This window comes from Sphingobium sp. JS3065 (genome assembly GCF_026427355.1).
GTDB lineage: Bacteria > Pseudomonadota > Alphaproteobacteria > Sphingomonadales > Sphingomonadaceae > Sphingobium.
The window spans coordinates 3,506,979-3,533,877 of the sequence record NZ_CP102664.1 but is presented as its reverse complement, the minus strand read 5'-3'; the positions used below and the strand labels follow the sequence as shown (position 1 = coordinate 3,533,877).

At 65.7% G+C, this 26,899-nt stretch carries 29 protein-coding genes; 13 read left to right on the top strand and 16 right to left on the bottom strand.

Translation table 11 applies throughout. From position 1 onward, the window contains the following. Positions 1-4 precede the first annotated feature (4 nt). On the bottom strand, positions 5-979 hold the full coding sequence (dgcA, locus tag NUH86_RS17360) for an N-acetyl-D-Glu racemase DgcA (protein WP_267250651.1): 975 nt from the start codon (positions 977-979) through the stop codon (positions 5-7). 95 nt (positions 980-1,074) lie between these two features. Between dgcA and NUH86_RS17355 the strand changes: the two genes are divergently transcribed. Continuing rightward, positions 1,075-2,361, top strand: a complete 1,287-nt coding sequence (locus tag NUH86_RS17355; RefSeq protein WP_267250650.1) for a class I SAM-dependent methyltransferase — start codon at positions 1,075-1,077, stop codon at positions 2,359-2,361. 93 nt (positions 2,362-2,454) lie between these two features. Further along, positions 2,455-4,239: an ABC transporter transmembrane domain-containing protein gene (locus NUH86_RS17350; RefSeq protein WP_267250649.1), complete on the top strand. Its 1,785-nt coding sequence runs from the start codon at positions 2,455-2,457 to the stop codon at positions 4,237-4,239. A gap of 169 nt (positions 4,240-4,408) precedes the next feature. Here NUH86_RS17350 and NUH86_RS17345 read toward each other — a convergent pair whose 3' ends face one another. The 5 genes from NUH86_RS17345 to NUH86_RS17325 form a co-directional block, all read right to left on the bottom strand. After that, positions 4,409-4,726 carry a PilZ domain-containing protein gene (locus tag NUH86_RS17345; protein ID WP_267250648.1) on the bottom strand — a complete coding sequence of 106 codons (318 nt, stop codon included), beginning with the start codon at positions 4,724-4,726 and terminating at the stop codon, positions 4,409-4,411. A gap of 338 nt (positions 4,727-5,064) precedes the next feature. Beyond that, positions 5,065-5,487 (bottom strand): ExbD/TolR family protein, encoded by a 423-nt coding sequence (locus tag NUH86_RS17340; protein ID WP_267250647.1) that lies wholly within the window; start codon positions 5,485-5,487, stop codon positions 5,065-5,067. Positions 5,488-5,507: 20 nt separating this feature from the next. Further along, a complete protein-coding gene (locus tag NUH86_RS17335; protein ID WP_267250646.1) occupies positions 5,508-5,996 on the bottom strand; it encodes an ExbD/TolR family protein in 489 nt (162 codons plus the stop codon). 114 nt (positions 5,997-6,110) lie between these two features. Continuing rightward, positions 6,111-6,869, bottom strand: a complete 759-nt coding sequence (locus tag NUH86_RS17330) for a MotA/TolQ/ExbB proton channel family protein (protein WP_267250645.1) — start codon at positions 6,867-6,869, stop codon at positions 6,111-6,113. 69 nt (positions 6,870-6,938) lie between these two features. Then, on the bottom strand, positions 6,939-7,595 hold the full coding sequence (locus tag NUH86_RS17325) for an energy transducer TonB (RefSeq protein WP_267250644.1): 657 nt from the start codon (positions 7,593-7,595) through the stop codon (positions 6,939-6,941). A 250-nt stretch (positions 7,596-7,845) separates the two neighbouring features. Here NUH86_RS17325 and NUH86_RS17320 point away from each other — a divergent pair, with 250 nt between their 5' ends. From NUH86_RS17320 to glpX, 3 genes are all read left to right on the top strand, one after another. After that, complete coding sequence (locus tag NUH86_RS17320; protein ID WP_267250643.1) at positions 7,846-8,724, top strand: hypothetical protein; 879 nt, start codon at positions 7,846-7,848, stop codon at positions 8,722-8,724. Between the two features lie 94 nt (positions 8,725-8,818). Further along, positions 8,819-10,138, top strand: coding sequence for a homoserine dehydrogenase (locus NUH86_RS17315; RefSeq protein WP_267250642.1), 1,320 nt, complete (start codon positions 8,819-8,821; stop codon positions 10,136-10,138). 177 nt (positions 10,139-10,315) lie between these two features. After that, positions 10,316-11,299: a class II fructose-bisphosphatase gene (gene glpX / locus NUH86_RS17310; protein WP_267250641.1), complete on the top strand. Its 984-nt coding sequence runs from the start codon at positions 10,316-10,318 to the stop codon at positions 11,297-11,299. An 89-nt stretch (positions 11,300-11,388) separates the two neighbouring features. Here glpX and NUH86_RS17305 read toward each other — a convergent pair whose 3' ends face one another. The 7 genes from NUH86_RS17305 to NUH86_RS17275 all read right to left on the bottom strand — a co-directional run bounded on the left by NUH86_RS17305 (position 11,389) and on the right by NUH86_RS17275 (position 18,532). Next, on the bottom strand, positions 11,389-11,766 hold the full coding sequence (locus NUH86_RS17305; RefSeq protein WP_267250640.1) for a MerC domain-containing protein: 378 nt from the start codon (positions 11,764-11,766) through the stop codon (positions 11,389-11,391). A 207-nt stretch (positions 11,767-11,973) separates the two neighbouring features. Next, on the bottom strand, positions 11,974-13,755 hold the full coding sequence (locus NUH86_RS17300) for a sensor domain-containing diguanylate cyclase (protein ID WP_267250639.1): 1,782 nt from the start codon (positions 13,753-13,755) through the stop codon (positions 11,974-11,976). 52 nt (positions 13,756-13,807) lie between these two features. Continuing rightward, entirely contained in the window at positions 13,808-15,289 is a 1,482-nt protein-coding gene (locus NUH86_RS17295) for an FGGY family carbohydrate kinase (RefSeq protein WP_267250638.1), read from the bottom strand. Then, positions 15,286-16,794, bottom strand: a complete 1,509-nt coding sequence (locus tag NUH86_RS17290; RefSeq protein WP_267250637.1) for a glycerol-3-phosphate dehydrogenase — start codon at positions 16,792-16,794, stop codon at positions 15,286-15,288. Before NUH86_RS17290 ends, NUH86_RS17295 begins: the two co-directional genes overlap by 4 nt. 84 nt (positions 16,795-16,878) lie before the next feature. Further along, entirely contained in the window at positions 16,879-17,286 is a 408-nt protein-coding gene (gene clpS / locus NUH86_RS17285; RefSeq protein ID WP_267250636.1) for an ATP-dependent Clp protease adapter ClpS, read from the bottom strand. 64 nt (positions 17,287-17,350) lie between these two features. Beyond that, positions 17,351-17,554, bottom strand: coding sequence for a hypothetical protein (locus tag NUH86_RS17280; RefSeq protein WP_267250635.1), 204 nt, complete (start codon positions 17,552-17,554; stop codon positions 17,351-17,353). A gap of 39 nt (positions 17,555-17,593) precedes the next feature. Further along, on the bottom strand, positions 17,594-18,532 hold the full coding sequence (locus NUH86_RS17275) for a right-handed parallel beta-helix repeat-containing protein (protein WP_267250634.1): 939 nt from the start codon (positions 18,530-18,532) through the stop codon (positions 17,594-17,596). Positions 18,533-18,717: 185 nt separating this feature from the next. Between NUH86_RS17275 and NUH86_RS17270 the strand changes: the two genes are divergently transcribed. Both NUH86_RS17270 and NUH86_RS17265 read left to right on the top strand, forming a co-directional pair. Beyond that, positions 18,718-20,205: an ABC transporter substrate-binding protein gene (locus NUH86_RS17270; protein ID WP_416365372.1), complete on the top strand. Its 1,488-nt coding sequence runs from the start codon at positions 18,718-18,720 to the stop codon at positions 20,203-20,205. A 20-nt stretch (positions 20,206-20,225) separates the two neighbouring features. Beyond that, positions 20,226-20,648 (top strand): DUF4112 domain-containing protein, encoded by a 423-nt coding sequence (locus NUH86_RS17265; protein WP_267252175.1) that lies wholly within the window; start codon positions 20,226-20,228, stop codon positions 20,646-20,648. A 127-nt stretch (positions 20,649-20,775) separates the two neighbouring features. Here the strand turns inward: NUH86_RS17265 and NUH86_RS17260 are convergent, their stop codons facing one another. Both NUH86_RS17260 and NUH86_RS17255 read right to left on the bottom strand, forming a co-directional pair. Next, a complete protein-coding gene (locus NUH86_RS17260; protein WP_267250632.1) occupies positions 20,776-21,906 on the bottom strand; it encodes a M14-type cytosolic carboxypeptidase in 1,131 nt (376 codons plus the stop codon). Then, complete coding sequence (locus tag NUH86_RS17255; RefSeq protein WP_267250631.1) at positions 21,903-22,502, bottom strand: DUF4136 domain-containing protein; 600 nt, start codon at positions 22,500-22,502, stop codon at positions 21,903-21,905. Before NUH86_RS17255 ends, NUH86_RS17260 begins: the two co-directional genes overlap by 4 nt. Positions 22,503-22,702: 200 nt before the next feature. On the opposite strand from NUH86_RS17255, the gene ykgO reads away from it, so the two are divergent. Both ykgO and NUH86_RS17245 read left to right on the top strand, forming a co-directional pair. Then, on the top strand, positions 22,703-22,828 hold the full coding sequence (gene ykgO / locus NUH86_RS17250) for a type B 50S ribosomal protein L36 (protein WP_004210176.1): 126 nt from the start codon (positions 22,703-22,705) through the stop codon (positions 22,826-22,828). A gap of 62 nt (positions 22,829-22,890) precedes the next feature. Beyond that, on the top strand, positions 22,891-23,526 hold the full coding sequence (locus tag NUH86_RS17245; RefSeq protein ID WP_267250630.1) for an HAD family hydrolase: 636 nt from the start codon (positions 22,891-22,893) through the stop codon (positions 23,524-23,526). A gap of 46 nt (positions 23,527-23,572) precedes the next feature. Here the strand turns inward: NUH86_RS17245 and pyk are convergent, their stop codons facing one another. Next, positions 23,573-25,030: a pyruvate kinase gene (gene pyk, locus NUH86_RS17240; protein ID WP_267250629.1), complete on the bottom strand. Its 1,458-nt coding sequence runs from the start codon at positions 25,028-25,030 to the stop codon at positions 23,573-23,575. Between the two features lie 106 nt (positions 25,031-25,136). Between pyk and NUH86_RS17235 the strand changes: the two genes are divergently transcribed. From NUH86_RS17235 to NUH86_RS17220, 4 genes are all read left to right on the top strand, one after another. Then, positions 25,137-25,436 (top strand): DUF1244 domain-containing protein, encoded by a 300-nt coding sequence (locus tag NUH86_RS17235; RefSeq protein ID WP_267250628.1) that lies wholly within the window; start codon positions 25,137-25,139, stop codon positions 25,434-25,436. 41 nt (positions 25,437-25,477) lie between these two features. After that, positions 25,478-25,720 carry a DUF2312 domain-containing protein gene (locus tag NUH86_RS17230; protein WP_267250627.1) on the top strand — a complete coding sequence of 81 codons (243 nt, stop codon included), beginning with the start codon at positions 25,478-25,480 and terminating at the stop codon, positions 25,718-25,720. A 24-nt stretch (positions 25,721-25,744) separates the two neighbouring features. Further along, positions 25,745-26,071 (top strand): heavy metal-binding domain-containing protein, encoded by a 327-nt coding sequence (locus tag NUH86_RS17225; RefSeq protein WP_267250626.1) that lies wholly within the window; start codon positions 25,745-25,747, stop codon positions 26,069-26,071. Between the two features lie 68 nt (positions 26,072-26,139). Continuing rightward, positions 26,140-26,883, top strand: coding sequence for a YebC/PmpR family DNA-binding transcriptional regulator (locus NUH86_RS17220; RefSeq protein WP_267250625.1), 744 nt, complete (start codon positions 26,140-26,142; stop codon positions 26,881-26,883). The last annotated feature ends 16 nt before the right edge of the window (positions 26,884-26,899 follow it).

Below are 26,899 nucleotides of genomic sequence, written 5' to 3'. Positions count from 1 at the left end.
TCCTCTAACCCACGCCCCACAGACTGCCGGGATGCAGCAGCCCGTCGCGCAGTTCCAACCCGCCCTCGCGGTCCTCCGCCAGCAACAACGCACCGTCCAGATCGATCCAGTCCGCCCCCTGCGCCACCAGCGCGGCGGGCGCGATCCCCAGCGACGTGCCCAGCATGCAGCCGACCATCACGCGGAACCCCCGCGCCCGCGCCTCCCGCGACAGGGCCAGCGCCTCGGTCAGCCCGCCCGCCTTGTCCAGCTTGATGTTCACCGCGTCGAAATCCCCCAGCCGGTCGAGATCGGCGCGCGTGTGGCAACTCTCATCCGCGCAGAGCGGCAGCGGCGACCTGATCCCGGCCAGCCGTTCCTCCCTGCCATGGAAGATGGGCTGCTCGACCATCTCCACGCCCAGCGCCGCCAGCGCCCGCGCCTCCGCCGCAATATCCAGATCGTGCCAGCTTTCATTGGCGTCGACGATCAGCCGCACGTCCGGCGCGCCCGCCCGCACCGCCGCGATCCGCGCCCGGTCGCCCTCACCGGTCAGCTTGCATTTGAGCAGGCCGAAGCCCCGCCCCGCCGCCGCCCGCGCATCCGCCTCCATCTTCTGCGGCTCGCCCAGGCTGATGGTGAAGGCGGTCGGCAAGGGCCTGGGTTCCTCCAGCCCCGCCAGCTTCCATACCGGCGCCCCGGCGCGCTTCGCCTCCAGATCCCAGAGCGCGCAGTCCAGCGCATTGCGCGCCGCCCCACGCGGCATCGCGTCCAGCAACGCCTCCCGTTCCAGCGGCCCGGCATAGGCGTTGATCGCCGCCGCGCAGCCTTCGGCCGTCTCGCCTTCATAATAGATCGCCGTCCCCTCGCCCCGGCCGACATGCGCGCCGTCGCCCACGGTGCAGACGACGACATCCACCGATGTCTTCGCCCCCCGGCTGATGATGAAGGCCCCCGCGACCGGCCAGCGTTCAACAGTCGCGGATATGATGCGTGTCATCGGCGTTCCTCATGCTGGCGATAGTCGGGTCTATGCGAACGGGTTATCCCGCCGCATAACCAGTCTGGACCCGCAGATAAAGGATAGGCGCAGCCGTGACCTCCAGAGAATTGACCGGTTTCCTGGCCCTCGACGACGCTGATGCCCTCGCGGCGCAGCGCCGCCTTTCCGATATGGCATGGCGCATCGGCTTCGGCGCGATCACCTGGCCCTGGCTGCTGGCCAGCCTGTCGGGCGGGCGCAAGGCGGACAAGCGCGCCCTGCTGGATGAACTGGGCCTGCCCCATGACGCCCTGCCGCATCTGGGCAGTTGGAAGGCGGATGTCGGCTTCCTGCGCCATATCGTCCGGGAAATCGCCCGGCTGCGGCCCGCCCATGTCGTCGAACTGGGCGCGGGAGCCTCCACGCTGATCGCGGCGCGCGCCCTGGCGCTGCATGGCGGCGGACGGTTGACCAGCTTCGACCAGCATGACGGCTTCGTCCAGGCGACCCGCAACTGGCTGGCCGATCATGGCCTGCATGCCGACCTGCGCCATGCGCCGCTCACGGCGGAGAGCCGGGACTGGCCGGGCCGCTGGTACAATATGGACAGCCTGCCCGACAGCATCGACCTGCTGATCATCGACGGGCCGCCCTGGGCGGTGCACCCGCTGGTGAGGGGCGCGGCGGACAGCCTGTTCGCGCGCCTTTCTCCGGGCGGGGTCGTGCTGTTGGACGATGCGGCCCGCCCTGGGGAACGGCTGGTCGCCCGGCGCTGGCGCAAGCGCTGGCCGCATATCGACTTCCGCCTGAAGCATGACGGGACCAAGGGCACTTTGGTCGGGCAGCGCCGCGATATCTCTGTTCCCGCGGACAACGACAATGACCATCGCCGTGTCGGGCGCCATCTCGTCCGGGCTGCGGGCATGGCTGCGCTGATCGCCACCGGCTGGATCGCGCGGGGGGAAGTGGGCGAATTTCCCCCGGCGGCGCAGGCCAGCCCCTTCCTGGACGAAGCGGCCGCGTCCCACCGCACCGGGCTGCTGCGCCAGAGCATGGCGTCCCAGGTGGAAAGCGCCACGCTCAATCCGGTCGAGATCCAGCGCTCCACCGGCATCGTCCTGCCGCCGTTGCCCGCAAAGTGGCGCATCCATGACGTGCAGCTTTACCCAACATCGGACAGCCCGGCCATCGCCGTGTCGATCACCACGCCGGAGGGCGAACAACTGTCCTTCTTCGCGGACCGGGCCGAAACCCCGGCGGAGGCGCGCCCGCTGATCGCCCGGCGCGCCGACGACGTCATCGCCTATTGGGAGGCGGGCGACATGGCCTATGCCCTGACCGGCCGCGCCGGGCCGCAGCGCATCATGGCGCTGGCGGCGGAGATCGCGCCCGCCGGTTGACGCGATCCCGCCCGGGACGGGATTTCATGACGCGGAGATTTCGGCGTCGGGCAATGTTCCCTTTCACGCGAAATCCCTTTAGAGCGCGGCCCTATGGAGGATGTGGAACCATCATCGCCGCGCGACACGCGCCCCCCACTCGGCAGCCTGGCGATGATCTGGCGTTTCGCCCGCCGCTATCCGGGCCGCATCACCGGGGCGATGGTCGCCCTGATCGTCTCTTCCGCCGCGACGCTGGCGATCCCCAGCGGTTTCCGGCTGGTCATCGACCGGGGATTCATGGGCGGCGGCGACATCAGCCGCTGGTTCGAATATCTGTTCCTGATCGTCGTGATCCTGGCAGCGGCCACGGCGGCGCGCTTCTATTTCGTGTCCTGGCTGGGGGAGCGCGTCGTCGCGGATATCCGGTCAGCCACCCAGGCCAATCTGCTGCGGCAGGAACCCCGCTTCTTCGAGGAAAACCGCCCCTCCGAAATCGCGTCGCGCATGACCGCCGACACGGCGATCATCGACCAGGTGGTGGGATCGACCGTGTCGATCGCGCTGCGCAATCTGGTGACGGGGACGGGCGGGCTGATTTATCTCTTCGCGCTTGCGCCCAAGCTGGCCGGGCTGCTGCTGCTGGGCATTCCCGTCATATTGGTCGCGATCATCGGCCTGGGCCGCCGCTTGCGCGCTTTGTCGCGGGCCAGCCAGGACCGGCTGGCCGATGTCGGCAGCGTCACGGCGGAAACATTGGGCGCGATGAAGATCGTCCAGGCCTTCGGTCAGGAGGGGCGGGAATCCGCGCGATTCGACAGCACGGTGGAGGCAGGCTTCGCGACGGCGCGCCGCCGGATCGCCCTGCGCGCCGCGATGACGGCGATCGTCATCGCGTTGGTCTTCGGGTCGATCACGGCGGTCATGTGGCAGGGGGCGCTGGATGTCGCCGCCGGGCGCTTGTCGGGCGGCAGCATCGCGGCTTTCGTGCTGACCGGCGGGCTTGTCGCGGGCGCTTTCGGCGCGTTGTCCGAAACCTGGGGCGACCTGCTGCGTGGCGCGGGCGCCGCCGGGCGGCTGCATGAACTGATGATCGCGACGCCGCAGATCATGGCCCCGCCACGCCCCGTGCCGGTGCCGCGAACCGAGCATGGCGCGCATATCCAGTTCGAGGATGTGCATTTCCGTTACCCCACCCGGCCCGATCAGGCGGCCCTGCATGGCATTTCGATCGACATCGCGCCGGGCGAGACGGTGGCCATCGTCGGCCCGTCCGGTGCCGGAAAATCGACGCTGATCCAATTGGCGCTGCGCTTCTACGATCCCGATTCGGGGGTGATTCGGCTGAATGGGGTTCCCCTGCCCCAGGCCGATCCGGCGGCGGTGCGCGACATGATGGCGATGGTGCCGCAGGAAAGCATCATCTTCGCCGCGTCGGCGCGCGACAATCTACGCTATGGCCGGTGGGATGCCAGCGATGAGCAGATCTGGGCGGCGGCCCGCGCCGCCAATGCGGAAACATTCCTGCGCGCCCTGCCGGAAGGCCTCGACAGTTTTCTGGGCGAGGGGGGCGCGCGCCTTTCGGGCGGCCAGCGCCAGCGCCTGTCGATTGCCCGCGCCCTGCTGCGCGATGCGCCGATCCTGCTGCTGGACGAAGCGACCTCCGCGCTGGACGCCGAATCGGAACGATTGGTGCAGGATGCGTTGGGGCGGCTGATGCAGGGCCGCACGACCATCGTCATCGCCCATCGCCTGGCCACGGTGCGGGCGGCGGATCGCATCCTCGTGCTCGATGAAGGGCGGTTGGTCGAACAGGGCGATCATGCCGCGCTGATGCAGCGCAAAGGCCTCTATGCCCGGCTCGCCAGCCTTCAGTTTCAGGATGTTCCCGTGGCTTGACGGGCCGTTATTCTTGGGTGGAAGCCCGACATCATTTCGTCATCCCATCGAAAGCTGGGATCTGAGGCGATAGCGCACGACCTGGCCTCACGAGATCCCAGCTTCCGCCGGGATGACGTCGGCCAATGGTCAAATCCGCTACGCTAAGCACTTGCCCGGTAAAGGGAATTTACTGGCCGATTTTGAGGATATGATCTAGAATTGCCGGATGCAGCGGGCGCTCGAAAACGCAGCCCGACTCATGGGAACGGCTCCACAACACGCGGGCGCGGCGGCCTTCGAAACCTGGCAGCATGATCCACAGATCGTCATCCGCCGCCAACTTCATGAAGCTCTTCAGGCGAAAGCCGACCTCGGAAACGTCGGCAATATGGCTCTTGAACCAGGTTTCGCCGGGGCGACGGACCCGGACGCCGATCAAGGCCGCACGACGGTCTGCCAGACGGTTATTGCCGTGATACGGGTTTGTCTGAAGTTTGGCGCCCATGATCCAATGCCGATTTTGACCGTAGGCATCATCGCTCTTCCCGATGAAGAAAGCATTAAGCCGCAATCGGTCCGAAACATGGGAGGCACATAAGAAAGGGGCCGCCGAAGCAGCCCCTATCCAGGTCGGCGCATCACAAGGCCGATTGCGTCACCCCAGCCCGCGCCCGGAAACGGGAAGTCGAACATTCCCGGCCAGACGGCGGCGGCGTATTCGTCCCTTGGGAACCCGGCGGCGTCCGACGATCTGTCCGACACCGATTCCGCGCTCCTGTTCGATGCGCACTTTATTCTTTCCTGAACCGGGCTTCGGCGCTGCCGGACCCGGTCCCGGTGGCTTTAGAAATTGCCGTACTGTTCGTTGCCGACGAAGCCAAGCTTCGTCACGCCAGCACGCTTGATCTCCGCCAGCACCTCGTCGACCACGACATAGCGGGTCGCCGCATTCGGCTGGAACTGCAGTTCAGGCTCGACTGGCAACCGCAGCGACTGCTGCAGATACTGACGCAGGGTCAGCAGGTCGATGGCCGAACCATTCCATGTGATGACCCCGCCCGCATCGATCGCCACCTTGTTCTTGACAGGGTCGATGACGCTGTCGGTCGGCGGCGCGTTTTGCGGTAGGTCGATTTTGACCGCGTGGGTCTGGATCGGGATGGTGATGATGAACATGATGAGAAGAACGAGCATGACGTCAATCAACGGCGTCGTGTTCATTTCGACCATCGGTTCGCCATCTTCTGATCCGGCACTCATTGCCATGGCGATACTCCTAAAACTTCTTAAAGCCGCTTCGTCGTCGTGCCCGGTTCGGGCTCGGAGATGAAGCCGACCTTCGGGAAACCGGCGCGCTGCATCGTGTAGATGGTGCCGCCGATGCACCGATAGGGGACGTTGATGTCACCGCGAATATGCACTTCGGGCAGATCCTCCGGCGTCAGGTTTTCAACGCCGCCGGCCTTCTTGATGTCCGCCTCCAGCTTCGCGACCGCGCGGTCGAGCAGCTCGTTGGAGGACACGCGGGTCAGGTTCCAATAAACCGCGCAGCTACCGTCGGAAGCCTGCGTGATCGACAGGGAAACATTTTCCGGTTTCGTCGTCGTCGGCTCGAACGCGACCTTGGGAAGCTGCAGCTGAACCGTCTGGACGACGACCGGGACCGCGATGAGAAAGATGATGAGCAACACCAGCATGACGTCGACGAGCGGCGTCGTGTTGATGTCGGACATCGGCTTGTCGTCACCGCCGTCAGAGCCAACACTCATTGCCATTGATTATTTCCTAACATGCTTGTCGATGGCGCCCCGGCAATCCGGGACCCACGTCCGGCAAGGGGAACTCGGCAGTCGCAGCCGCCGCCGGCCCCTTGTCGGCATCTCAGCCTATCAGGCCTTGGTCGCGGCGGCAGCCGGCTTGGCGGCGGCAGCGGCCGGAGCAGCGGTGACCACGGGCTTCACGGCGCCGTTCGACACCAGATAGGCCAGCAGGTCGACGGTGAAGCCGCTCAACTGTTCCGCGATCGACTTGTTACGGCGCTGCAGGAAGTTGTAGGCGAGCACCGCGGGAACGGCCACGGCCAGACCCAGCGCGGTCATGATCAGAGCTTCACCGACCGGGCCGGCGACGGCGTCGATCGAGGCCTGACCGGCGGCGCCGATCTTGATCAGGGCGCGGTAGATGCCGATAACCGTACCGAACAGACCGATGAACGGCGAGGTCGAACCGACGGTCGCGAGGAACGCCAGGCCACCGCCGAGCTTCGAGTTGATCGAGGCTTCCGAACGCGCCAGCGAGCCGTGCAGCCAGTCATGCGCCTCGACCGGGTCGGTCAGCTTGGTGTGTTCTTCCTGGGCCTTGATGCCGTCGTCGACGATCTGCTTGTAGGCCGAGTTCTTTTCGAGCTTGGCGGCGCCTTCCTTCAGGCTGGCCGCGCGCCAGAAGGTCGCGCGAACCTTCTTGCCCTGGTTGATCACCTTCTGCTGTTCGATCAGCTTGGTGAACAGGATGTAGAAGGTACCGACCGACATACCGCAAAGGATGATGAAGACGGTCCAGGCGATGGTGCCGCCCTGTTCCAGGGCTTCCATCAGGCCATAGGGGTTCTCCGGCTTGGGCGCCGCAGCAGCTGCGAGATACATCAACATGTTCAAGACTTCCCTCTCAAAGGATCAATAAAGGGGAAGGCGGCGACGACGCCAGCCTTCCCATTACAATTATTCCGGCAAACGCCACGTGATGCGGCCATTGTACGTGTCCGACATCGGACCACCCCCGGCTGCCACCGCGGGCTTGAACCTCGCGCGCCTGGGCAGAAGGCGACAGGTCGCCTCGTCGAGGTCGGCATGGCCGGTCGAAGAGGTGATCGTACAATTGGTCACACGACCGTCCGGACCGATTTCCAGCCGGAACCCTGCCGTCCCCGAACGTTCTTCACGCTGAGCGCGGCTCGGATAATCGGCGTCGCTGAGCCAACTGCCGGGGGCGCTGCGCGGAGACGCACGAGAGGCGGGAACCTCCGGCGGCGGTGGAGCGGGCGGCGGCGGAGCGGCGACCGGGACCGGATTGAAGACCGGTGGCGGGGTCCGAACCGTCTGAATCGACGGCGCGGGGGCCGGGGTCTGAACGATCGGCGGAGGCGCGACGACCGGCGGCGGTTCGACCGGCTGGTCTGGCGGCGGCGGCGGCGGCTCCTCGTCCGGTGGTGGCGGTTCCTCCTTCACGTCGATCACGTTCAGCTGTTCCGCCGCCTTTTTGACATATTTCATGCCAAGACCGGTGACGAAGGCATAACCCAGAACAGCGTGAATCAGGGCGACGATGATGATCGAGATCGTGCGACTCGATCCTTGCGAGTGGTCAGCATAGGCCATTCGGCAACGACACTCCTTAACTCAGCTTTACCAGTTGATTATCGGCAAATAAGCCAAAAACGGCCCGAGCTGGCCAGGTCCCCCTGGTCATCTTGGCCCCTATCCGTCCATTTGCTACCGTGCGAACTCCTATCGCGGCGCATCGTGGCACGCAAACGCTTTATCGATATGATCATTTGCGACCGCCATTACACACCAGAAAGACTTGCATGTGACAAACTTGTCACGGACTGCCATTAGTAGGACGAAGATGAAAATGAAATCCACCATCGCCTTGCGGAAGCTGGCCCTGTTTTGCCTCATTTCCGCCGCACAATCGCAGATTTCCGTGGCTCAGACGCCGTCGAACCGGTCGGCGGCGGCGGCGTCGGAACGGGTCGCGGGCCTCTCCTACGCCGATATCGCCGACCTTGCGGACGGCGCGGCGCTGGTGGCGCAGGCGCGGATTGGCAACATCGTCAAATTGAAGCCGGAGCAGGCCGGCGCCGTCCCGGCAGGGTATCAAAGGGTCTATGTGGAGGCGAACGTCGCCAATCTGATTCGCGGCGAAGGCGGAATCAGCCCGACCGTCCGTTACCTGTACGACGCGCCGCTTGACGCGCGGGGCAAGTTGCCCAAGCTGAAGAAGGCCCAGGTCATCCTGTTCGCCCGGCCCGGGGCGCGCCCCGGGGAAATTCAACTTATCGCGCGCGATGCGCAGATCGTCGCCTCCCCCGCCGAAATCGAGCGGGTGAAGGCAATTCTCTCCGAATTGGTCGCCCATGACGCGCCGCCGCGTATCATCGGCCTTGGCGACGCTTTCCATGTCGCCGGCACGATCGCCGACGAGGGCGAGACGCAAATTTTCCTGCGCACCGAAAATGGCGACCCCGTGTCGCTGTCGATCCTGCGCCGACCCGGGCAGGAACCGCGCTGGGCCGTGGCGCTGGGGGAAATTGTGGACGAAGCGGCCCGTCCCCCGGCGCAGGGCAGCCTGCTCTGGTATCGCCTGGCCTGCGGCCTGCCCGATTCGCTGCCGGCGCGGTCGGTGCGCGCCCTTTCTCCTCAGGACGCCGCGGCGGCCCGCGCGGATTACCAGGTGGTTCTGAGCGCCCTGGGCGCGTGCGGCCGGACTCGCGCCGTCCGCTGATCGCGGGAGGCGGGGCGGTTCCTTTTCCTTGGACAGACGCGCAGAGGCGGCTATCAGCGCGGCTTCGCATGATCAGTAAGGATGAAGAGAAGCCATGACCAATCTGCACCGCCATGCCCCGCTGCGCGTCGCGCTCGTCGGCCTCGGCACGGTGGGCGGCGGGGTCATTCGGCTGCTTCAGACCAATGCGGACCTGATCGCCCGCCGCGCCGGATGCCCGATCCAGATCGTCGCCATCTCCGCGCGCGACCGGAACAAGGATCGCGGCGTCGACCTGTCGCCCTATGAATGGGTGGACGACATGACGACGCTGGCGATGCGGGACGATATCGACGTGGTGGTGGAACTGATCGGCGGGGCGGACGGCCCTGCCCTCACCCTCGCCCGCCAGTGCCTGACCGTCGGCAAGCCCTTCGTCACCGCGAACAAGGCGATGCTGGCCCATCATGGCCTGGACCTGGCCGGACTGGCGGAGAAGGCCGGCGTCGCGCTCAAATATGAAGCGGCGGTGGCAGGCGGCATCCCGGTCATCAAGGGCATGCGCGAAGGCGCGGCGGCGAACGAGATCAGCCGGGTCTACGGCATTCTGAACGGCACCTGCAACTATATCCTGACCACCATGGAGAAGGCCCAGGAATCCGGAAATCCCCGGGGCTTCGACGATGTGCTGAAGGAAGCGCAGGAACTGGGCTATGCCGAGGCCGATCCCAGCTTCGACATCGACGGCGTGGATGCCGCGCACAAGCTGACCATCCTTGCCAGCCTGGCCTTCGGCACGGAACTGGATTTCGATTCGGTCGCGACCACCGGCATCCGCCACGTCATCGCCGCCGACATCGCAGAGGCGGCGGCCTTGGGCTATCGCATCCGTCTGGTCGGCATGGCGGAAAATGGCCCGGACGGGCTGTTCCAGCGCGTCCACCCCATGCTGGTGCCGCTGAATCATCCGCTGGCCCATGTCGACGGTTCGCTGAACGCCGTGGTGGCGGAGGGCAATTTCGTCGGCCGCCTCTTCTTCCAGGGGCGCGGCGCGGGCGACGGGCCGACCGCTTCGGCGGTGGTCGCTGACCTGATCGACGTGGCGCGCGACGAATATGGCGATGCGCTCGCCATGCCGGTCGCGGCGCTGGCGCAGCAGAAACCGGCCGATGCGGGCAAGCGGGTGGGCCGCGCCTATATGCGCTTCAAGGTGCAGGACCGCCCCGGCGTGCTGGCGGAGATCGCGGCGGCGACCCGGGACGCGGGCGTCTCGATCGAGAGCATGATCCAGCGCGGCGCCAACCAGGCGGACGGCGTGCTGGTGGCGATCGTCACCCATGCGGGCGAGGAGCGCTGCGTGCGCGAAACGCTGGACCGGCTCGCCGGGTCGGACAGCCTGCTCCAGACGCCGATCGTCATGCATATTCTGGATTGAGGCGTGAAGGACGCATTTGGCCCAAGGCCGGGAGTCATTTGCGGACGTCGATGATATCGTCACCCCATCCGGCAAACGTCCTTCCATTGCATCGGCTTCACGAAAAGCGCACCCTCGACATTGGTAGAGCGACATCCTATCGCGCTCCCCAAAATAGCGGCTGAAGAGGGAAACGACATGGTGCAGGCAAGCTCGATACTCGATCGCGTGCTGGTGCTGGAAATGGTGCGCGTGACCGAGGCGGCCGCCATCGCCGCTTCGAAGCTGATCGGCCGGGGCGACGAAAAGGCCGCCGACGCCGCGGCGGTCGAAGCGATGCGGCTGGCCTTCAACGACCTCTATATGGACGGCACCGTCGTCATCGGCGAGGGCGAGCGCGACGAGGCGCCGATGCTCTATATCGGCGAAAAGGTCGGCAATGCGATCGGCACCGGGCCGAAAATCGACATCGCGCTCGATCCGCTGGAAGGCACGACCATCACTGCCAAGGCCGGTCCCAACGCGCTTGCCGTGCTGGCCATTTCGGAGGAAGGCGGCCTGCTCAACGCCCCCGACGTCTATATGGAGAAGCTGGCGGTCGGCCCCGGCCTGCCCGACGGCATCATCGACCTCAACAAATCGGTGAAGGAGAATGTGGAGGCCGTCGCCAACGCCAAGGGCGTCGACGCGCATGAGATCATCGTCTGCGTGCTCGACCGGCCCCGTCATGAAAAGCTGATCGCGGAACTGCGCGCCATCGGTTGCGGCATCATGCTGATCCCGGACGGCGACGTGGCGGGGGTGATCGCCACCACCAATCCCGAAACCAATATCGACATGTATATGGGGTCGGGCGGCGCGCCCGAAGGCGTTCTGGCCTGCGCGGCGCTGCGCTGCGTGGGCGGGCAGTTCAAGGGCAAGCTGCTGTTCCGCAATGAAGATGAACGGGCCCGCGCCCGCAAATGGGGCATCACCGATCTCGACAGAATCTATGACCTGAAGGAACTGGCGAAGGGCGACTGCATCTTCGCGGCGACCGGGGTCACGGACGGATCGCTGCTGAACGGGGTCAAGCGGCTGCCGGGCGGCAAGCTCACCACCGACAGCGTCGTGATGCGCGCCAGCACCGGCACGGTGCGCTGGGTGAAGGGCGAGCATCGGCTGGACCGGAAGCCGATCTGACCGAACTCCGTTAAATCAGACGCAGGACGCGCGCTCCAGGTTTTTGTTTTCGCATCGCCTTTGCGCGCGATGCTCTATCGGAGCCGTGCCTACCGGCCCGCGCGGTGGTTCAGATCATGCCCCAGCGCCAGGATCGCAACGCCCAGCAGCGTATAGGCGCTTTCCTGCCAGCCATGATCCATGGTGAGCGCCCCGGCCATGATGCCCAGGCCCAACGATCCGATGGCGGCCGGCATCATATAGCCGTGCGCCACCGCGCCATGGCCCAGCGCCACCGCGCCAAGCAGGATCGCCAGCGCCAGACCGGCTTCATGGAAGATCGGGCTTTCGAAAATTCCGCCCGCCGACGCCAGCACGCCCAGCAACACGGCGGTGCCGAAGCAATGCGCCACGCACATGCCCGACAGCGCTATCGCGATGCGGTCTATCCGACCGTTAAGCAGATGCTGGCGAAGAGTGATTGGCATGACGCATGCAACATAGGCGAGGCGGAGAAAAGTTACAACATATCATCGCTCGATTTTATGCGGTGATGTGATAGCGGGTTTTGGCCAATGGCTGACGCTGAAAATATCGTCATCCCAGCGAAAGCTGGGATCTCAGGCGATAGGACACGCCCTAGCCTCACGAGATCCCAGCTTCCGCTGGGATGACGGATTTAAATGGCCGCCACCCTAAGCCGCCAGGCGCAGGCAGTTCCGTCCGCTATGCTTGGCGTCGTAAAGGGCTTTATCCGCAGCATCCAGCACTGCCTGGCCGTCGCTCCGATTGCCCAGCGCCACCAATCCCGCGCTGAACGTCACCCGGATCGCCTCTCCCGAATCGATTTGCACGGGATGGGCCGACACCATTTCGCGCAGCCGTTCGCAGATCATGCTCGCCCGCTGGACATCGGTGCCGCTCAGCAGGATGGCGAATTCCTCACCGCCCAGGCGGCCGATGCTGTCGACGCCGCGCAGCCCCGGACGCAGCCGTTCGACAAAGGCCGCCAACACGCGGTCGCCGGCGCCATGCCCATGGCAATCGTTGACCGCCTTGAAATGATCGATGTCGATCAGCAACAGGCAGGCGCGCCCGCCCCGCCGCACAAGCGACATCTCCTCCTCCAGCTTTTCCAGGAAGGCGCGCCGCGTATCGGCCCCGGTCAGCGAATCGAGCGACGCCGCCTGCTGCAACGCCTGTTGCCGCGCCTTGTGCCGGGACATGTCGCGGATCGTGCTGATGAGGCCGGTGGGCATGCCGCGCTCGTCGACCACGGCGCGCACCACCATCTCGCACCATTCCCGGCCCTCGTCGGATATGAAGGGCCTGAATTCGACCGTCTGCACATCGCCCGGATGCGCCAGCGCACGATGCAGCGCCGCGATCATCTGTTCCCGATCCTTCGGATCGACCAGATTGGCGGCGTCCTGTCCGATCAGCAGTTCCGGCGCGCAGCCAATCTGTTCCGCGACGGCGGGCGATGCATATTCGATGACGCCCTCTACACTGATGTTGAGCACGATATCGCCGCTATTTTCCGCGATGGCGCGATAACGCGCCTCGCTTTCCTGCAACATCTGGCACAGGCGGCGGCGGCTGTTCAACTCCGCCGCGATCGGCATGGACAGCAGGAAGCTGAAAGCCAGGAAAAGCTGAAAATATTGCGTCCTTTCGCCCAGCGTGCCGGGGATCATGTGCAACGGCCCATGGCCGGTCATGGTCGCCATGCCGCCGATGATCGCCAGGACCATGACCGATGCCGCCGCCCCCAGATTGCCGACCCGAAAAACGATGGCCACCATCGGCAGCAGCAGCGCGAACAGCATCGGAAAATGCGCGAGGTAGAAGACATAGGCCGTCGCCAGCGCGAACAGCAGCAGCAAACCCACCGCTTCCCATTTCGCATTGCTGGTGGTCTGGCCGAACCAGCGCCGCAATTCGCCCTGCATCAGCATCATCAGGATCGGCGCGCAGGTCAGCCCGCCCAGCACATGCCCGGCATACCATTGCAACCAGGATGCGCCGAAGGGCACCGGAGTCAGCGTCGACGCGACCAACGCGGCCGCCAACCCCGCGATCAGATTCGCCGGACCGCAAAGGGCCAGGATGAAGACGAACAGCGGCCGCATCGATCCGGCAAACTTCCCGTCCGGCACGAACCGGCGGCAAATCAGCACGACGATCAGCGCTTCCAGCAGGTTGACCGCCGCCATCGGCACGGCGGCCGGCAATCCCATGCCCCACAGCGCCGTCGACAGCGCGCTCGCCACGGCGCAGGCGATCAGGGCCGATGGCCAGCCGCTGGTCCGCGACGTCAGCAAATAAGCCATCAACAGCGCATTGGCGCCCCAGACGAAGGCCAGTCCACCTTCAAAGCGCGAACTGACGAGCGCCAGCGACGCCATCAGGAAATAGGCGCAACCCAGCGCGACCGGCGCAAGATGGGATGAAGAATGTCGAAGAGACGTCTGCATGTTCCCTCCGGCCATAGACGCTTATCGTTAAAATATACTCACGATCACGATCTTACACAGGAGAAAATGCGGAAGCCGCCAACAGCGCCCGCCATCCGTCCAGCCTTGCCGCCCGCCGATCGTCGGGCAAGGCCGGGGTGAATCGCCGCGCCCCGGCCCCCATCGCCGCCGACGCGGCGGGGAGCGTGGGGAACAGGCCGCCGCCCACCGCCGCCAGCATCGCCGCTCCCTTGGCGGTCGTCTCCACATCGGCGGGACGGTCGACGGGCAGGTCCAGAATGTCGGCCAGATCCTGCGCGATCCAGTCATTCGCGCTCATCCCGCCATCCACCTTCAGGCCGCGCCACGGCACGCCGTCTGCGGCGAAGGCGCTGGCCAGGTCATGAATCTGGTGCGACAGCGATTCGAGGGCCGCGCGCACGATATGCGCCCGCTTCGTGCCCAGCGTCAGGCCATGGATCATGCCCTTGGCCTCCGCCCGCCAGTGCGGCGCGCCCAGCCCCGCCAGCGCGGGCAGCATGGCGACGCCGCCACTGTCCGGCACCGACCGGGCCAGCGCCTCCGTCTCTTCCGCCGTGGCGATCAGGCGCAGTTCGTCGCGCAGCCATTGGATCAGGCTGCCCGCGACGAACAGCGATCCTTCCAGCGCATAGCTCGTCTCGCCCGGCAACCGGCAGAGCAAGGTTCCCAGCAGGCGATGCCGCGAAACCGGCACGGCGCTGCCCATATGGGCGAGGACGAAGGCCCCCGTGCCCAATGTCGCCTTGGCGTCGCCCGGCGTCAGGCAACCCTGGCCGATGGTCGCCGCCTGCTGGTCCCCCATCAATCCCCGGATCGCGATGGGCCGCCGGAACCATTCCGCCCGCGTCTCGCCAACGGCGCCGATATTGTCGCAAATCTCCGGCAGGGCGCGCAGCGGCACGCCGAACAGGTCGCAAAGGCCCCGGTCCCATTGCGCGCCGTCCAGCGCCATGAGCTGGGTGCGGCTGGCGTTGCTGGCGTCGCTGACATGCAGGCCGCCGGTCAGCTTCCAGACCAGCCAGCTTTCCACCGTGCCGAAGGCCAGCGCGTCCCCCGCCTCCGCCACCCCGGGCGCATGGTCCAGCAGCCAGCGCATCTTGGTCGCGGAAAAATAGGGATCGAGCACCAGCCCGGTCCGCCGCTGGATCGCCTCCTCCTCGCCCGCCTCGCGCAGGGCCGCGCAATGACTGGCGGTGCGGCGGTCCTGCCAGACGATGGCGGGGGCCAGCGGTTCGCCCGTCCGCCGGTCCCAGGCGACCACTGTTTCGCGCTGGTTGGCGATGCCGATGGCGGCGATATGATCCGCCCCGCCCGCCAGCGCCACCATCTCGCGTGCGCAGGCCAGCGTCTTTTCCCAGATTTCCGCCGCGTCATGTTCGACCCAGCCGGGCTGCGGATAATATTGGACGAGGTCCGCCTGCGCCATGCCCAGCCGCCGCCCGTCCGGCGCATAGAGCATCGCCCGCGTCGACGTGGTGCCTTCGTCCAGCACCAATATACGCGGTTCGCTCATGCCCTTTCCCCCAGCCATCGCTCGACCCGCGCTTTCTGCTGCGCGTCCAGGCGCAGGCCCAGCTTGGTCCGGCGCCACAATATATCGTCGGCGGTCATCGCCCATTCCCGCTCCACCAGATAGCGCAACTCCGCCTCCGTCAGGCCATGGCCGAAATAAGTCCCCAACCCGTCCCTGTCCTGCGCCCCGCCCAGCCAGTCCCAGGCGCGGGTGCCGTAGGCGCAGGCGATGCGCTGCACCGACGCAAAGTCCAGAAAGGGATAGTCGCAGCCCAGATCGGCGATGAGTCGATCGCGCCCCTGCATCGGGAAATCGCCGCCCGGCAACGGCGCCTTCGCGGTCCAGTCGCTGCCCGACAGGCTGGGGAGAAAGGGTTTCAGCATCGCCACCGCTTCAGCGGCGAGATGACGATAGGTGGTGATCTTGCCGCCGAACAGGCTGAGCAGCGGCGCCTCGCCCTGCGGCGCGTCCAGCTCCAGCCGGTAGCCCCGTGTCGCCGCCTCCGGCCTGGCGGAGCCGTCGTCGATCAACGGGCGCACCCCGGCATAGGACCACAGCACATCCCGCGGCGCGATGGCCTTGCGGAAATAGCGATTGGCCCCGTCGCACAGATAGGCGATTTCCTCCGGCTCCGGACGCACATCGTCGACCGGCCCGGTATGATCGCGGTCGGTCGTGCCGATCAGGGTGAAGTCCCGCTCATAGGGCAGAGCGAAAAAAATCCGGCCATCGGGCAGTTGGAAGAAATAGGCGAAGCCATGGTCGAACAGGCGCGGCACGACGATATGCGATCCGCGCACCAGCCGCATGTGGCGCGTCGTGTCGCCATGGGCGCGATGGAGCAGGTCCAGGACCCGCGGCCCGGCTGCGTTGACCACCGCCCTTGCCCGGAAACGCGCCGCCGGACCGTCCGGCCCCTGCGCATGAATCGTCCAGCCGCCATTTTCCCGTTCCAGATGCAGCACTTCGGTCCGGGTGCGGATATCGGCGCCCCGGTCGGCGGCGTCACGGGCGTTCAGGATGACGAGGCGCGCATCGTCCACCCATCCGTCCGAGTAAATATAGGCCTTGCCGAAGCCTGTTTTCAGCGGTCGTCCGGCGGGATGGCGGCGCAGGTCGACCCCCTCCGTCGCTGGCAAGGCGCGGCGGCCGCCAATATGGTCGTAGACGAACAGGCCCAGGCGCAGCAGCCAGCGGGGCCGCAAGCCCGGCACCCAGGGCAGCACGAAGCGCAGCGGATGGATGATGTGCGGCGCGATCGCCCAGAGCCGCTCGCGTTCGGCCAGCGATTCGCGCACCAGGCCGAATTCGCGATGCTCCAGATAGCGCAGCCCGCCATGGATCAGCTTGGTGGAGGCGGAGGACGTGCCCTGCGCCAGATCGCCGCGTTCCAGCAACAGCACCCTGGCCCCGCGCCCGGCGGCATCGCGGGCGACGCCGCAGCCATTGACGCCGCCGCCGATCACGGCGAGGTCATAGTCGGCTGGTTCCGTCTCCCTTGTCACGGGAGGATGTTAGCGTGGTTGGGTGGCGTGGGGAACAGGATTGCCATTTTGCTCCCCCGCGTCATGCAAGGGGAGAATAATCCGTCAGGCCTTTTCCAGCGTGCACTGGAGCGGATGCTGATTCTGCCGGGCGAAGTCCATCACCTGGTTCACCTTGGTCTCCGCCACCTCATAGCTGAAGATGCCGCAGACGCCGACGCCGCGCTGGTGGACGTGCAGCATCACGCGGGTCGCCTCCTCCATGTCCATGCGGAAGAATTGCTGGAGGACATGGACGACGAATTCCATCGGCGTATAATCGTCGTTCAGCATCAGCACCTTGTAGAGCGAGGGCTTTTTCGTCCGGGCGCGGGTGCGCGTGGCGATGCCGACATTGGGTCCGCCCGGCCCATCGCCCTGGTCGTCCTGATCCCTGCCCGCCATCATCGCGGGATATGCCGATGTCGAAATATTGGTCATGATGCGGGAGGATATGGCGATTCTCCCGTTCATGGCAAGGGGTCGGGCAGGGCGTAAACCATGGTTCCGCCAGGCCGGGCCAGGATAGGCGCCGGAATCATCCCTCCAGCAAATCCAGATAGGCCACCACATCATTGTCGGTGGCGAGGAACAGGCCGTCCTGCACATCCTGCGGCTGCCGCTCCGCAATCGCCATGGCTTCGCTCAGCGAACCGTAGAACAGGGTGGTCGCGGCCCCGCCGCCATCGGCGTCGCTCAGATGATAAAGGCGGACGGTGGCCGAATTATAGGTGGTGCGCATAGACCGCATATCGGACGGACGGCGCCGCCGCGCAAGCGGTCAACGCCGGTCGGTGATCCTGATCCCGCTGGCGAGCCGGTTCGGCCCGATCTTCACCGCGTCGCCGGTGAAGTTGGCGACGAAGCTGCTGCTGCGCTGCAACCCCGGCACGAAGGAGGCGCTGTTGTTTACGATGGAGAGATGTGCGCTGTCCTGTTCCCGTCCCTCCGGCGCGACGGTGATGAAGGCGCTGTAATTGTCCTTGTCCCGGCCCTGCACCATTTCATTGCCGCTGATCGTGCCGCTCGCCCCGTTGGACAGGTCGATCATATAGTTGGTGAGGCGGCCCGCGCTGTCGTCGAAACTATTGTCGGTGATGGTGACGCGCGGCGTGCGGGTCTTCAGATAATGACCGCCATCCCCCTGGTCGAAACGCGAACGGGTGACGGTCAGGCTGCCATAGCGGCCCACATAAACGCCGTGCGCGCAGGCAAGGTCGCGGTCGCACCGGCCCAGATGGCGGAAGGTCGATTTGTCGATGCTGATGGCGTTGCCGGGGGCGTCGCCCGTCAATATGCCTTCCTCGCTGTCGCGGAACAGGCTGTTGCTGACGGTCAGATCGCCGCTTTCCAGCCTGATGCCCGCGCCATTGCCGTCGGGCACGCGCAGATTCTGGAAGATCAGGCCGTCGACCGTGCTGGACCGTCCGCGCAGGACCAGCGCCGCCTTCTGCTCGCAGGCCACGCCGTCCAGGATCGCGGTGCCCGGCTTCTGCGCGCGGATGGTGACGTCGCCGCCCTGCTGCACCGCGCATTGGGCGTATCTGCCCGGCGCCACCAGAACGGTGCCGCGACCATTGCCGATGGCGTTGATCGCATCGCTCAGCGTCGCATAGCTCCGTCCGCTTTCCGCCACGGTGAAGGGCGACGTCACGCCCTGCGCCAGCGCGGTTGCCGTCACGGCGGCGGACACGAGCAGGATGGTGGAGAAGAGACGCATATCGAAGGATATAGCCGGGAGCGCCCCATCGACCAATGCAGAGTCATGGTTAACAAAATATTGTGCCGCTATGGGACATTCGGGAAGATAATCTTAATCCTGCGCGCACTCTTTTCGTCCACGCGCGAAACCATGCCATGGCGGTTGGCGCGGGCGCGGTTGCGGGTTAAGGCTTTCGGGACATGATGTCCCGCCGCCCCCGCCTGCCCCTTGCCTGCCTGACCCTTGGCGGGGCCGCCCTGATGGCGGCGATGCTGACCGGCTGCTCGGACGAAGGCAGCGGGACGGTGACGGTCAGTGTCGTGGGCGACCCCGCCGATTTCGCCAAGCCGCTGGAAAACCTGCCCGATCCGGGAGCGAAACTGTTCCTGGAAACCACCGCGCAGGGGCTGGTGGCGTTCGACGCCAGCGGAGAGATATTGCCCGCCCTGGCCCAGCGCTGGATCGTCGAGGATGAAGGGCGCAGCTATATCTTCCGCCTGCGCCGCGCCTTCTGGCCGGACGGTAGGAAGGTCATGGCGAAGGATGTCGGGCGGCTGCTGATGGCGCGGATAGAGGCGCTGCGGCGGCTGGACCCCGCCGGGCCGCTCGACGCGGTGCAGGATGTCGTGGCGATGACCGGCGAAGTGATCGAGATCCGCCTCGCCGCGCCGCGCCCCTATGTGCTGCAAATGCTGGCCCAGCCGCAAATGGCGATCCTGTCCCGCGACGGCGGCACAGGCCCTTATCGGCGCGCCGCGCGGGGCAAGGCGCTGGTGCTGACGCCGGTGGAGCGGGCGACGAACGAGTCCGGCGACGAATTGCCGGTGCCCGCCTGGCAGACCCGGATCGTCCGGGCGGAGCGGGCGGCGCTGGCCATCACCCGTTTCCAGCAGGGGAAATCCGCGCTGGTGCTGGGCGGGCGCTTTGCCGACCTGCCGCTGCTGGTGCCCGCCGGGGTCGACCGGGACGATGTGCGGATCGATCCGGTGCAGGGGCTGCTGGGGCTGGCGGTGACTGGTACCGGCAAGCTGCTGGACGATGACGGCGTGCGGCGGGCGATCAACATGGCCATCGACCGCAGCCAGCTCCCCACCATGTTCCCCGTCGGCGGATGGGCCACGACGGAGCAGATCGTGCCGGGGCAGATCGACCTGCCGGCACCCCCCGCGGCGCCGGACTGGACGGGGCTGTCGCTGGAGGATCGCCGGGCGCAGGGGCAGGCCGTCATGAAACGCTGGCGCAGCGAGCATGGCGATCCGCCGGTGCTGCGCGTGGCGTTGCCGAAGGGGCCAGGCGCGACGCTGCTGTTCGGGCTGGTGCGGCATGACCTCAGCATGATCGGCCTGTCGGTGGAGCGGGTCGACATGAAGGCCGACGCCGACCTGCGGCTGGTGGACGAGGTCGCGGCCTATGACAGCGCGCTCTGGTATCTGGGGCGGATCGGCTGCGCGCGGAAAGTGCATTGCTCCCCGCAGGCCGAGGCGCAGTTGCAGGCGGCAAGCCTTTCCAACAGCCTGGACGAACGCATGGCGCGGGTGGCGCAGGCGGTGGCGCTGATGCAGGCGCATAACGGTTATATCGCCCTGGGATCGCCGGTGCGCTGGTCGCTGGTGGCGCGGCGGCTGACCGGCTTCATGCCGTCGCCACGCGCGCGGCACCCATTGAACCATCTGTTCAGCAGCACCAATTAGGCTGTGTTGGAGGACAGATGATGGCGATTTCCCAGGACCAGTTCGACCGGATCATGCGCGACATGCCGGGATTCGGCCGCGATCCGGCTTCGGTGCGCAAGCGGATCGAGGCGATGGAGGCGTTGCTGGAGGGGCTGTTCGTCCTGCCCGGCACCAACCGGCGCGTCGGCCTGGACAGCCTTGTCGGCCTTATCCCGGTGGTGGGCGATTTCGCCACGGCGGCGGTGGGCGCGTGGATGGTGTGGGAAGCACGGAATCTGGGCATGTCGAAATGGCAACTCACCCGCATGGCGGCCAATGTCGGCTTCGATACGCTGATCGGCGCCATTCCCTTCGCCGGGGATATTTTCGACTTTTTCTACAAGTCCAATACGAAGAATCTGCGGATCATCCGCAAGCATCTGGACCGGCATCATCCCTCGACGGTGATCATCGAGGGCTAGAGCGATTTCCAGGCAGATGGCATCATCTGATGTTTAAGAAATCGCGGTAAAACAAAGGAATAGAGCGGTCGATCTGATTCAATCGGATCGAGAACCGCTCTAGAGCCGATCCAGATTCACAAGACGATCAGATTTCGCCGATCATCTCCGCCAGCACGCCCAGGCAATCCTTGGCCAGTTGAGCAGACCGCGCCGGCGACCAGCCGAAATCGGCGTCGGGCAGGTCGTCATTATCCTTGAACGGCATTTCCAGCGTCATCGCCACCGCGCCGAACCGCTCGGCCAACTGGTTGGTGGACATGGACAGGTTCGCCTTGCCCTCCGGCGCAGTGGGATAGCCCTTCCTCATCTGGAAATCGGGCGTCCGGGCGGCGAGCGTGTCACGATAACGGCGATATAATTCCAACTGCCGCTCGGTGATCGAGGGAATCCCCTCGAACCCGGCCAGGAACACGGCGGCGATCGCCTCATCGCCATGCACGTCCATGGCGAAGTCGACCCCGGCCTCATCCATCGCCCCGCGCACCAGGAAAACCTCCGGACTCTTCTCCATCGATGGTTCATGCCATTCGCGGTTGAGGTTGATCCCCGCCGCATTGGTCCGCAAATGGCCGCGGCGGCTGCCGTCCGGGTTCATATTCGGCACGATGTAGAAGGTCGCCTTCTTCCGCAGCAGGCGCGCCACGGCGTCCTCCTCGTCGCACAGCCGCTCCAGCGCGCCTTCCATCCACCATTCGGCCATGCTCTCGCCCGGATGCTGGCGGGCATAGAGCCAGACCTTCTTCGGCCCCTCGCCCACGACCAGCAGGTCCAGCGGCTGCTTGTCCAGCGTCAGCCCCAGTTCGCGATGCTCCACCCCCGGCTGGGACGCCGCCCAGGCGACCAGATCATGATGCCGCTCCATCGAATAGGGCGCGAAATAGGCCACCCACACCGCATTGGCGCCCGGCGCCAGGCGAATCGTCAGCGTGCCGTCGGCATAGCCGGTGTCCGCCAGCAGCCAGTTCTCCCGATCCTCGCTATAGCGCGCCTTATAACCCGGCCAACCATCGGGATAGGCCGACGTGCCGCAATTGGTGATCGCCAGTTCGACCTCTCGCCCGGCCACGCCCGCCACGCGGAAGTGGAACCATTGGTAGAAGTCGCTCTGCCGGTCCTTGACGATCTCCAGCTCGGCGCGGACGCCGGAAGGGCTATCGTCAAGGGAAATAAGGCGAATATTGCCGCTGTCGAAAGCGCTCGTGATCGATGTGGTCATTTGACGGTTATAGTGCGGCCCGATTCTCCCGGATAGCCCCCGATGAGCGCCGCTGCGAGCTTCTGCGCCGCCAGCCCCGGCTGCGATGCGGGAGCGCCTTCCCGCGCTTCGGTCTGGGCGCGGCCTTCCCAGATGGTGGTCGAATCGGCGCGGCGCCGCAACTGCACCTGCAATTCGGTGACGACCTGCCCCTTGGGCTTGCCCGACAAATTGATGCCGATACCCACGCCCAGGCCGGAATAACCGCCGCTGCCCACGGCCCCGCCCACGCCGACGCTCACCGGCTTGCCATTGGCGCCATAGCTGTTCGGTTCGCGGAAGGTCCGGCGAAAGCCCACCAGCGCGACATAATCGCTCTTCGCCCCATCCCCGGCGCGGGTGAAGCCGACGCGCTGCAATTCCTGGTCCACAGCGGCGGCATAGGTCCGGAATTCCAGCCCGACATCGGGATTTCCGGCCATTTCCTCAATGGCGATTGTCCCGCTGCGCGCCGGATTGTCGATATGGAATCGCGTCACCTCCACTGGCGGAACGGCGGTCGCGCAGGCGCTCAGCGAAAGGGCGAGCAGGGAAGGAAAGACGATCTTTTTCAACATGGACTGAACTCCAGGGGATGCTGCCCCTTTACACGACACGGCGGCGCTAATCCCCTAAAAGCGTTGAACCCATGGCGTTGCTGCATGGGGGATGAACGGAGCTGATATAGGGGCAGTTCCCCTTGACTTTCGACCGCCTCGCCCATAGGGGCAGCGCTTCGATTTTTCGATCACGCAAGATTCATTCAGAGGCTGGTTCCATGAAGATCCGCAATTCGCTCAAGTCGCTCAAGGGCCGTCACCGGGATAACCGCGTGATTCGCCGTCGCGGCCGCACCTATGTCATCAACAAGACCAACCGCCGCTTCAAGGCCCGCCAGGGCTGATCCAAGCATCGCGAGGAAAAGTGGGAACCGGTTTTCCGCTTAAGCGATGCGATGAAAAAGAAGTGGCTGCGGTTGCCGCCGTCATATTCGACGTCGGCAATGTCCTCTACCACTGGAACCCCCGGGTTCTGTACGAGCGCCTGATCGATGACGATCGGGCGCTCGACGCATTTCTCGGCGATGTGGTGACGCTGGACTGGCATTTGCAGCATGACCAGGGCCGTCCTTTCGCGGAAACCAGCGCCGAACTGATCGCCCGCCATCCCGAACATGCCGGCCTGATTCGTCTCTGGGGCGAAAAGTTCATCGACAGCGTGGGACCGGCGATCGACGGCATGCCGGACATCGTCCGCGAACTGGACGATGGCGGCGTTCCGCTCTTCGCCATCACCAATTTCAGCGATGAATTCTGGACGCCCTTCCATGAACGGGAAGCCAGGCTGTTCGCACCCTTCCGCGACATCGTCGTATCCGGCGCGGAAAAGCTGGTGAAGCCCGATCCGGCAATCTACCGGCTGGCGCTCGACCGATTCGGCCTGTGTGCGGAACAGGCGCTTTTCGTGGACGACCGGGAGGACAATATCCTCGCCGCCCGGGCAGAGGGGATGCGCGGCCACCTGTTCCGCGACGCAGCGACATTGCGGAAAGAACTGGCCTCTCTCGGCCTGCTCAAAGTCGAAATCAACGCGCGGGGGTAGCCCGGCCGCCACAAAGGGAGAAGTCAGCTTCCCCCTCCCCAACACATCAACCCTCGTCCCGTCCCCTCAGTTCATCCCCCCGGATCGCGGCCACATGCAGCACATTGGTCGATCCCGGCGTCCCGAACGGCACGCCCGCCAGCACGACGATCTTGCCGCCCTTCCCGACCATATCGTGCCGCAGCGCCATCCGCCGGGCCTTGCCGACCATTTCCTCGAACGTGCCGATGTCCTTGGTCCGCACCGCATGCACGCCCCAGGTCAGCCCCAGCTTGCGCGCCGTGTCCGCCCGCGGCGTCAACGCCAGGATCGGCGTCATCGGCCGCTCGCGCGCAACGCGGCGCACGGTGCTGCCCGATGAGGTGAAGCAGGTGATCGCGCTCGCCCCGACCACCGAAACGATACCGCCCGCCCCCTCCGCCAGCGCGTCGGCGGTGGTCGGATCGGGCTTTGTCTCGGTATAGTGCAGGCGCCCGAAATAGCCCGGATCGCGTTCCACGCTATTTGCGATGCTGTCCATCATCGTCACCGCCTCGACCGGCCAGTCGCCCGCCGCCGTCTCCGCCGACAGCATGATCGCATCCGCCCCGTCATAGACCGCCGTCGCCACGTCCGACACTTCGGCGCGGGTGGGCGTCGGCGCCTTGATCATCGATTCCAGCATCTGGGTCGCCACCACGACAGGCCGCCCCATGCGCCGCGCCGCCGCCACGATCTGCTTCTGGAGCGGCGGCACGGCTTGAGGAGGAAGCTCCACGCCCAGATCACCCCGCGCCACCATCACGCCGTCGGCCAGTTCGATAATCTCCTCCAGCCGCTGCACGGCGGAGGGTTTCTCGATCTTCGCCATCAGCGCGCCATGGCCGCCCATCAGCTTGCGCGCCTCGGCCAGATCCTCCGGCCGCTGCACGAAGCTCAGGGCGATCCAGTCGCAGCCCTGCTCCACCGCGAAGCTCAGGTCGCGCCGGTCCTTCTCGGTCAGCGCCGGCACCGGCACGACCACGTCCGGCACATTGACGCCCTTGCGGTTGGACAGGGCGCCGCCGACCTCGACCACCGTGTCGATGCGATCCTCCGCCACCTTCTTGACCCGCAGCACCATCTTGCCGTCGTCCAGCAACAGCCGGGTTTCCGGCACCAGCGCCGCATAAATCTCCGGGTGCGGCAGGTTCACGCGGTTGGCGTCGCCCGGCGCCGGATTGCTGTCGAGAACGAAAGCGGCCCCGGTTTCCAGCACCGCCAGCCCGCGTTCGAAGGTGCCGACGCGCAGCTTCGGCCCCTGAAGGTCGCCCAGGATCGTCGTCGGGCGGCCGAATTCCTTCTCCAGCGCCCGGATCGCCGCGATGCGCGCCGCATGATCCTCATGCGTGCCATGGCTCATATTGATGCGAAAGGCATCGGCCCCGGCGACGAACAGCGCCCGGATCATCTCCGGACTGTCGCTCGCGGGCCCAAGGGTCGCGAGGATGCGGACCTTGCGCGTGCGGGGCGGTAATTTCGTCATTCTTCCCTAACTCCTGACCGTCATGGTCGCCGCTGGTTTGCCAGGGCGCGGTTTTCGATTATCCGTGCTGCACGACAGGATGATGTAGATCAGCGAAAGGTCCGCCGTGAGCGACAACATACTCAGCGACGCGGTTGCCGCAACCGCCTTCCGACGGCTGGTGGCGCATTTGCAGCACCGCACCGACGTGCAGAATATCGACCTGATGGGCGCGGCCGGCTTTTGCCGCAACTGCCTGGCCGACTGGATCGCGGAGGCCGACGGCACGCTCGGCAAGGATAAGGCGCGGGAAATCATCCACGGCATGCCCTTTGCCGAATGGAAATCCCGCTACCAGGGCGAAGCGACGCCGGAACAGATCGCCCGCATGCAGGAGAGTGTGGCGAAGAACGCCGACAATCATTAGGAGCGGTCGCCGACCGATTCACATTCGCATGGAGATTCAGAATGAGCGAGGGCAACGTCGCCGCCGAACAGCTACGCCTTTTCATCGAGCGCATCGAGCGCCTGGAGGAGGAGAAGAAGGGCATCGCGGATGACATCAAGGACGTCTATCTGGAGGCGAAGGCCAATGGGTATGACGTGAAGACGATGCGGTCGATCGTGCGCCTGCGCAAGATGGAGCGCAACGCCCGCATGGAAGCCGAGGCGCTGCTGGAAACGTACAAGAACGCGCTGGGGCTGGAATAACCCCAACAACGAAGGAGAACGCCCATGACCGGGATCATCGTCAGCACCACCCCCTCTCTGGAGGGGCGTCCCGCGAAGGAATATCTCGGCATCGTCACTGGCGAGGTGATCGTGGGCGCCAATCTCTTCCGCGACCTGTTCGCCAGCGTGCGCGACATCGTCGGCGGGCGCTCCGGCGCCTATGAGGATGTGCTCCAGCGCGCTCGCGAGCAGGCCATCGGCGAAATGCGCGCCCGCGCCGCGACGCTGGGCGCCAATGCGGTGGTCGGCGTCGATCTCGATTATGAGACGGTCGGCTCCAGCGGATCGATGTTGATGGTGACGGCTTCCGGAACCGCGATCCTCGTCTGAGTTGCGCTCGCCCGATGCGCCCGCTAGAGAGCGCGCTTCGGACAAACAGACAAGTTTAGGAGCAGGCCGTGGCCGGCCATAGCAAATTCAAGAACATCATGCATCGCAAGGGCGCGCAGGACAAGAAGCGCTCCTCGATGTTCTCCAAATTGAGCCGCGAAATCACCGTGGCGGCGAAGATGGGCATGCCCGACCCGGACATGAACCCGCGCCTTCGCCTGGCGATCAACGCCGCCAAGGCGCAGTCCATGCCCAAGGACAATATCCAGCGGGCCATCGACAAGGCGATCGGTGGCGACACGGAGAATTACGAGGAAATCCGCTACGAGGGCTATGGCCCCGGCGGCGTCGCGATCATCGTCGAAGCGCTGACCGACAATCGCAACCGCACAGCGACCAACGTGCGCACCGCCTTCTCGAAAAATGGCGGCAACCTTGGCGCTTCGGGCGCGGTGAGCCATGGTTTCGACCGGATGGGCCTCATCACCTATCCGGCGAGCGCGGGCGACGCCGACGCGATCTTCGAAGCGGCGCTGGAAGCGGGTGCGGAGGATGTCTCCTCCAACGAGGATGAGCATGAGATCTGGACCGCCATGGATGCCCTCCATGAAGTGGCCAAGGGTCTGGAGGCCAAGCTGGGCCCGGCCGAAGGCGCCAAGCTCGCCTGGAAGCCGCAGACCACCGTCGAGGTCGATGAAAGCAACGCTGCCACGCTGATGAAGCTGGTCGATACGCTGGAGGATGACGACGACGTCCAGACCGTGTGGGGCAATTACGAAGTGTCCGACGAGGTTATGGAGAAGCTGGGTTGATCAGCCCCCTTCCCTC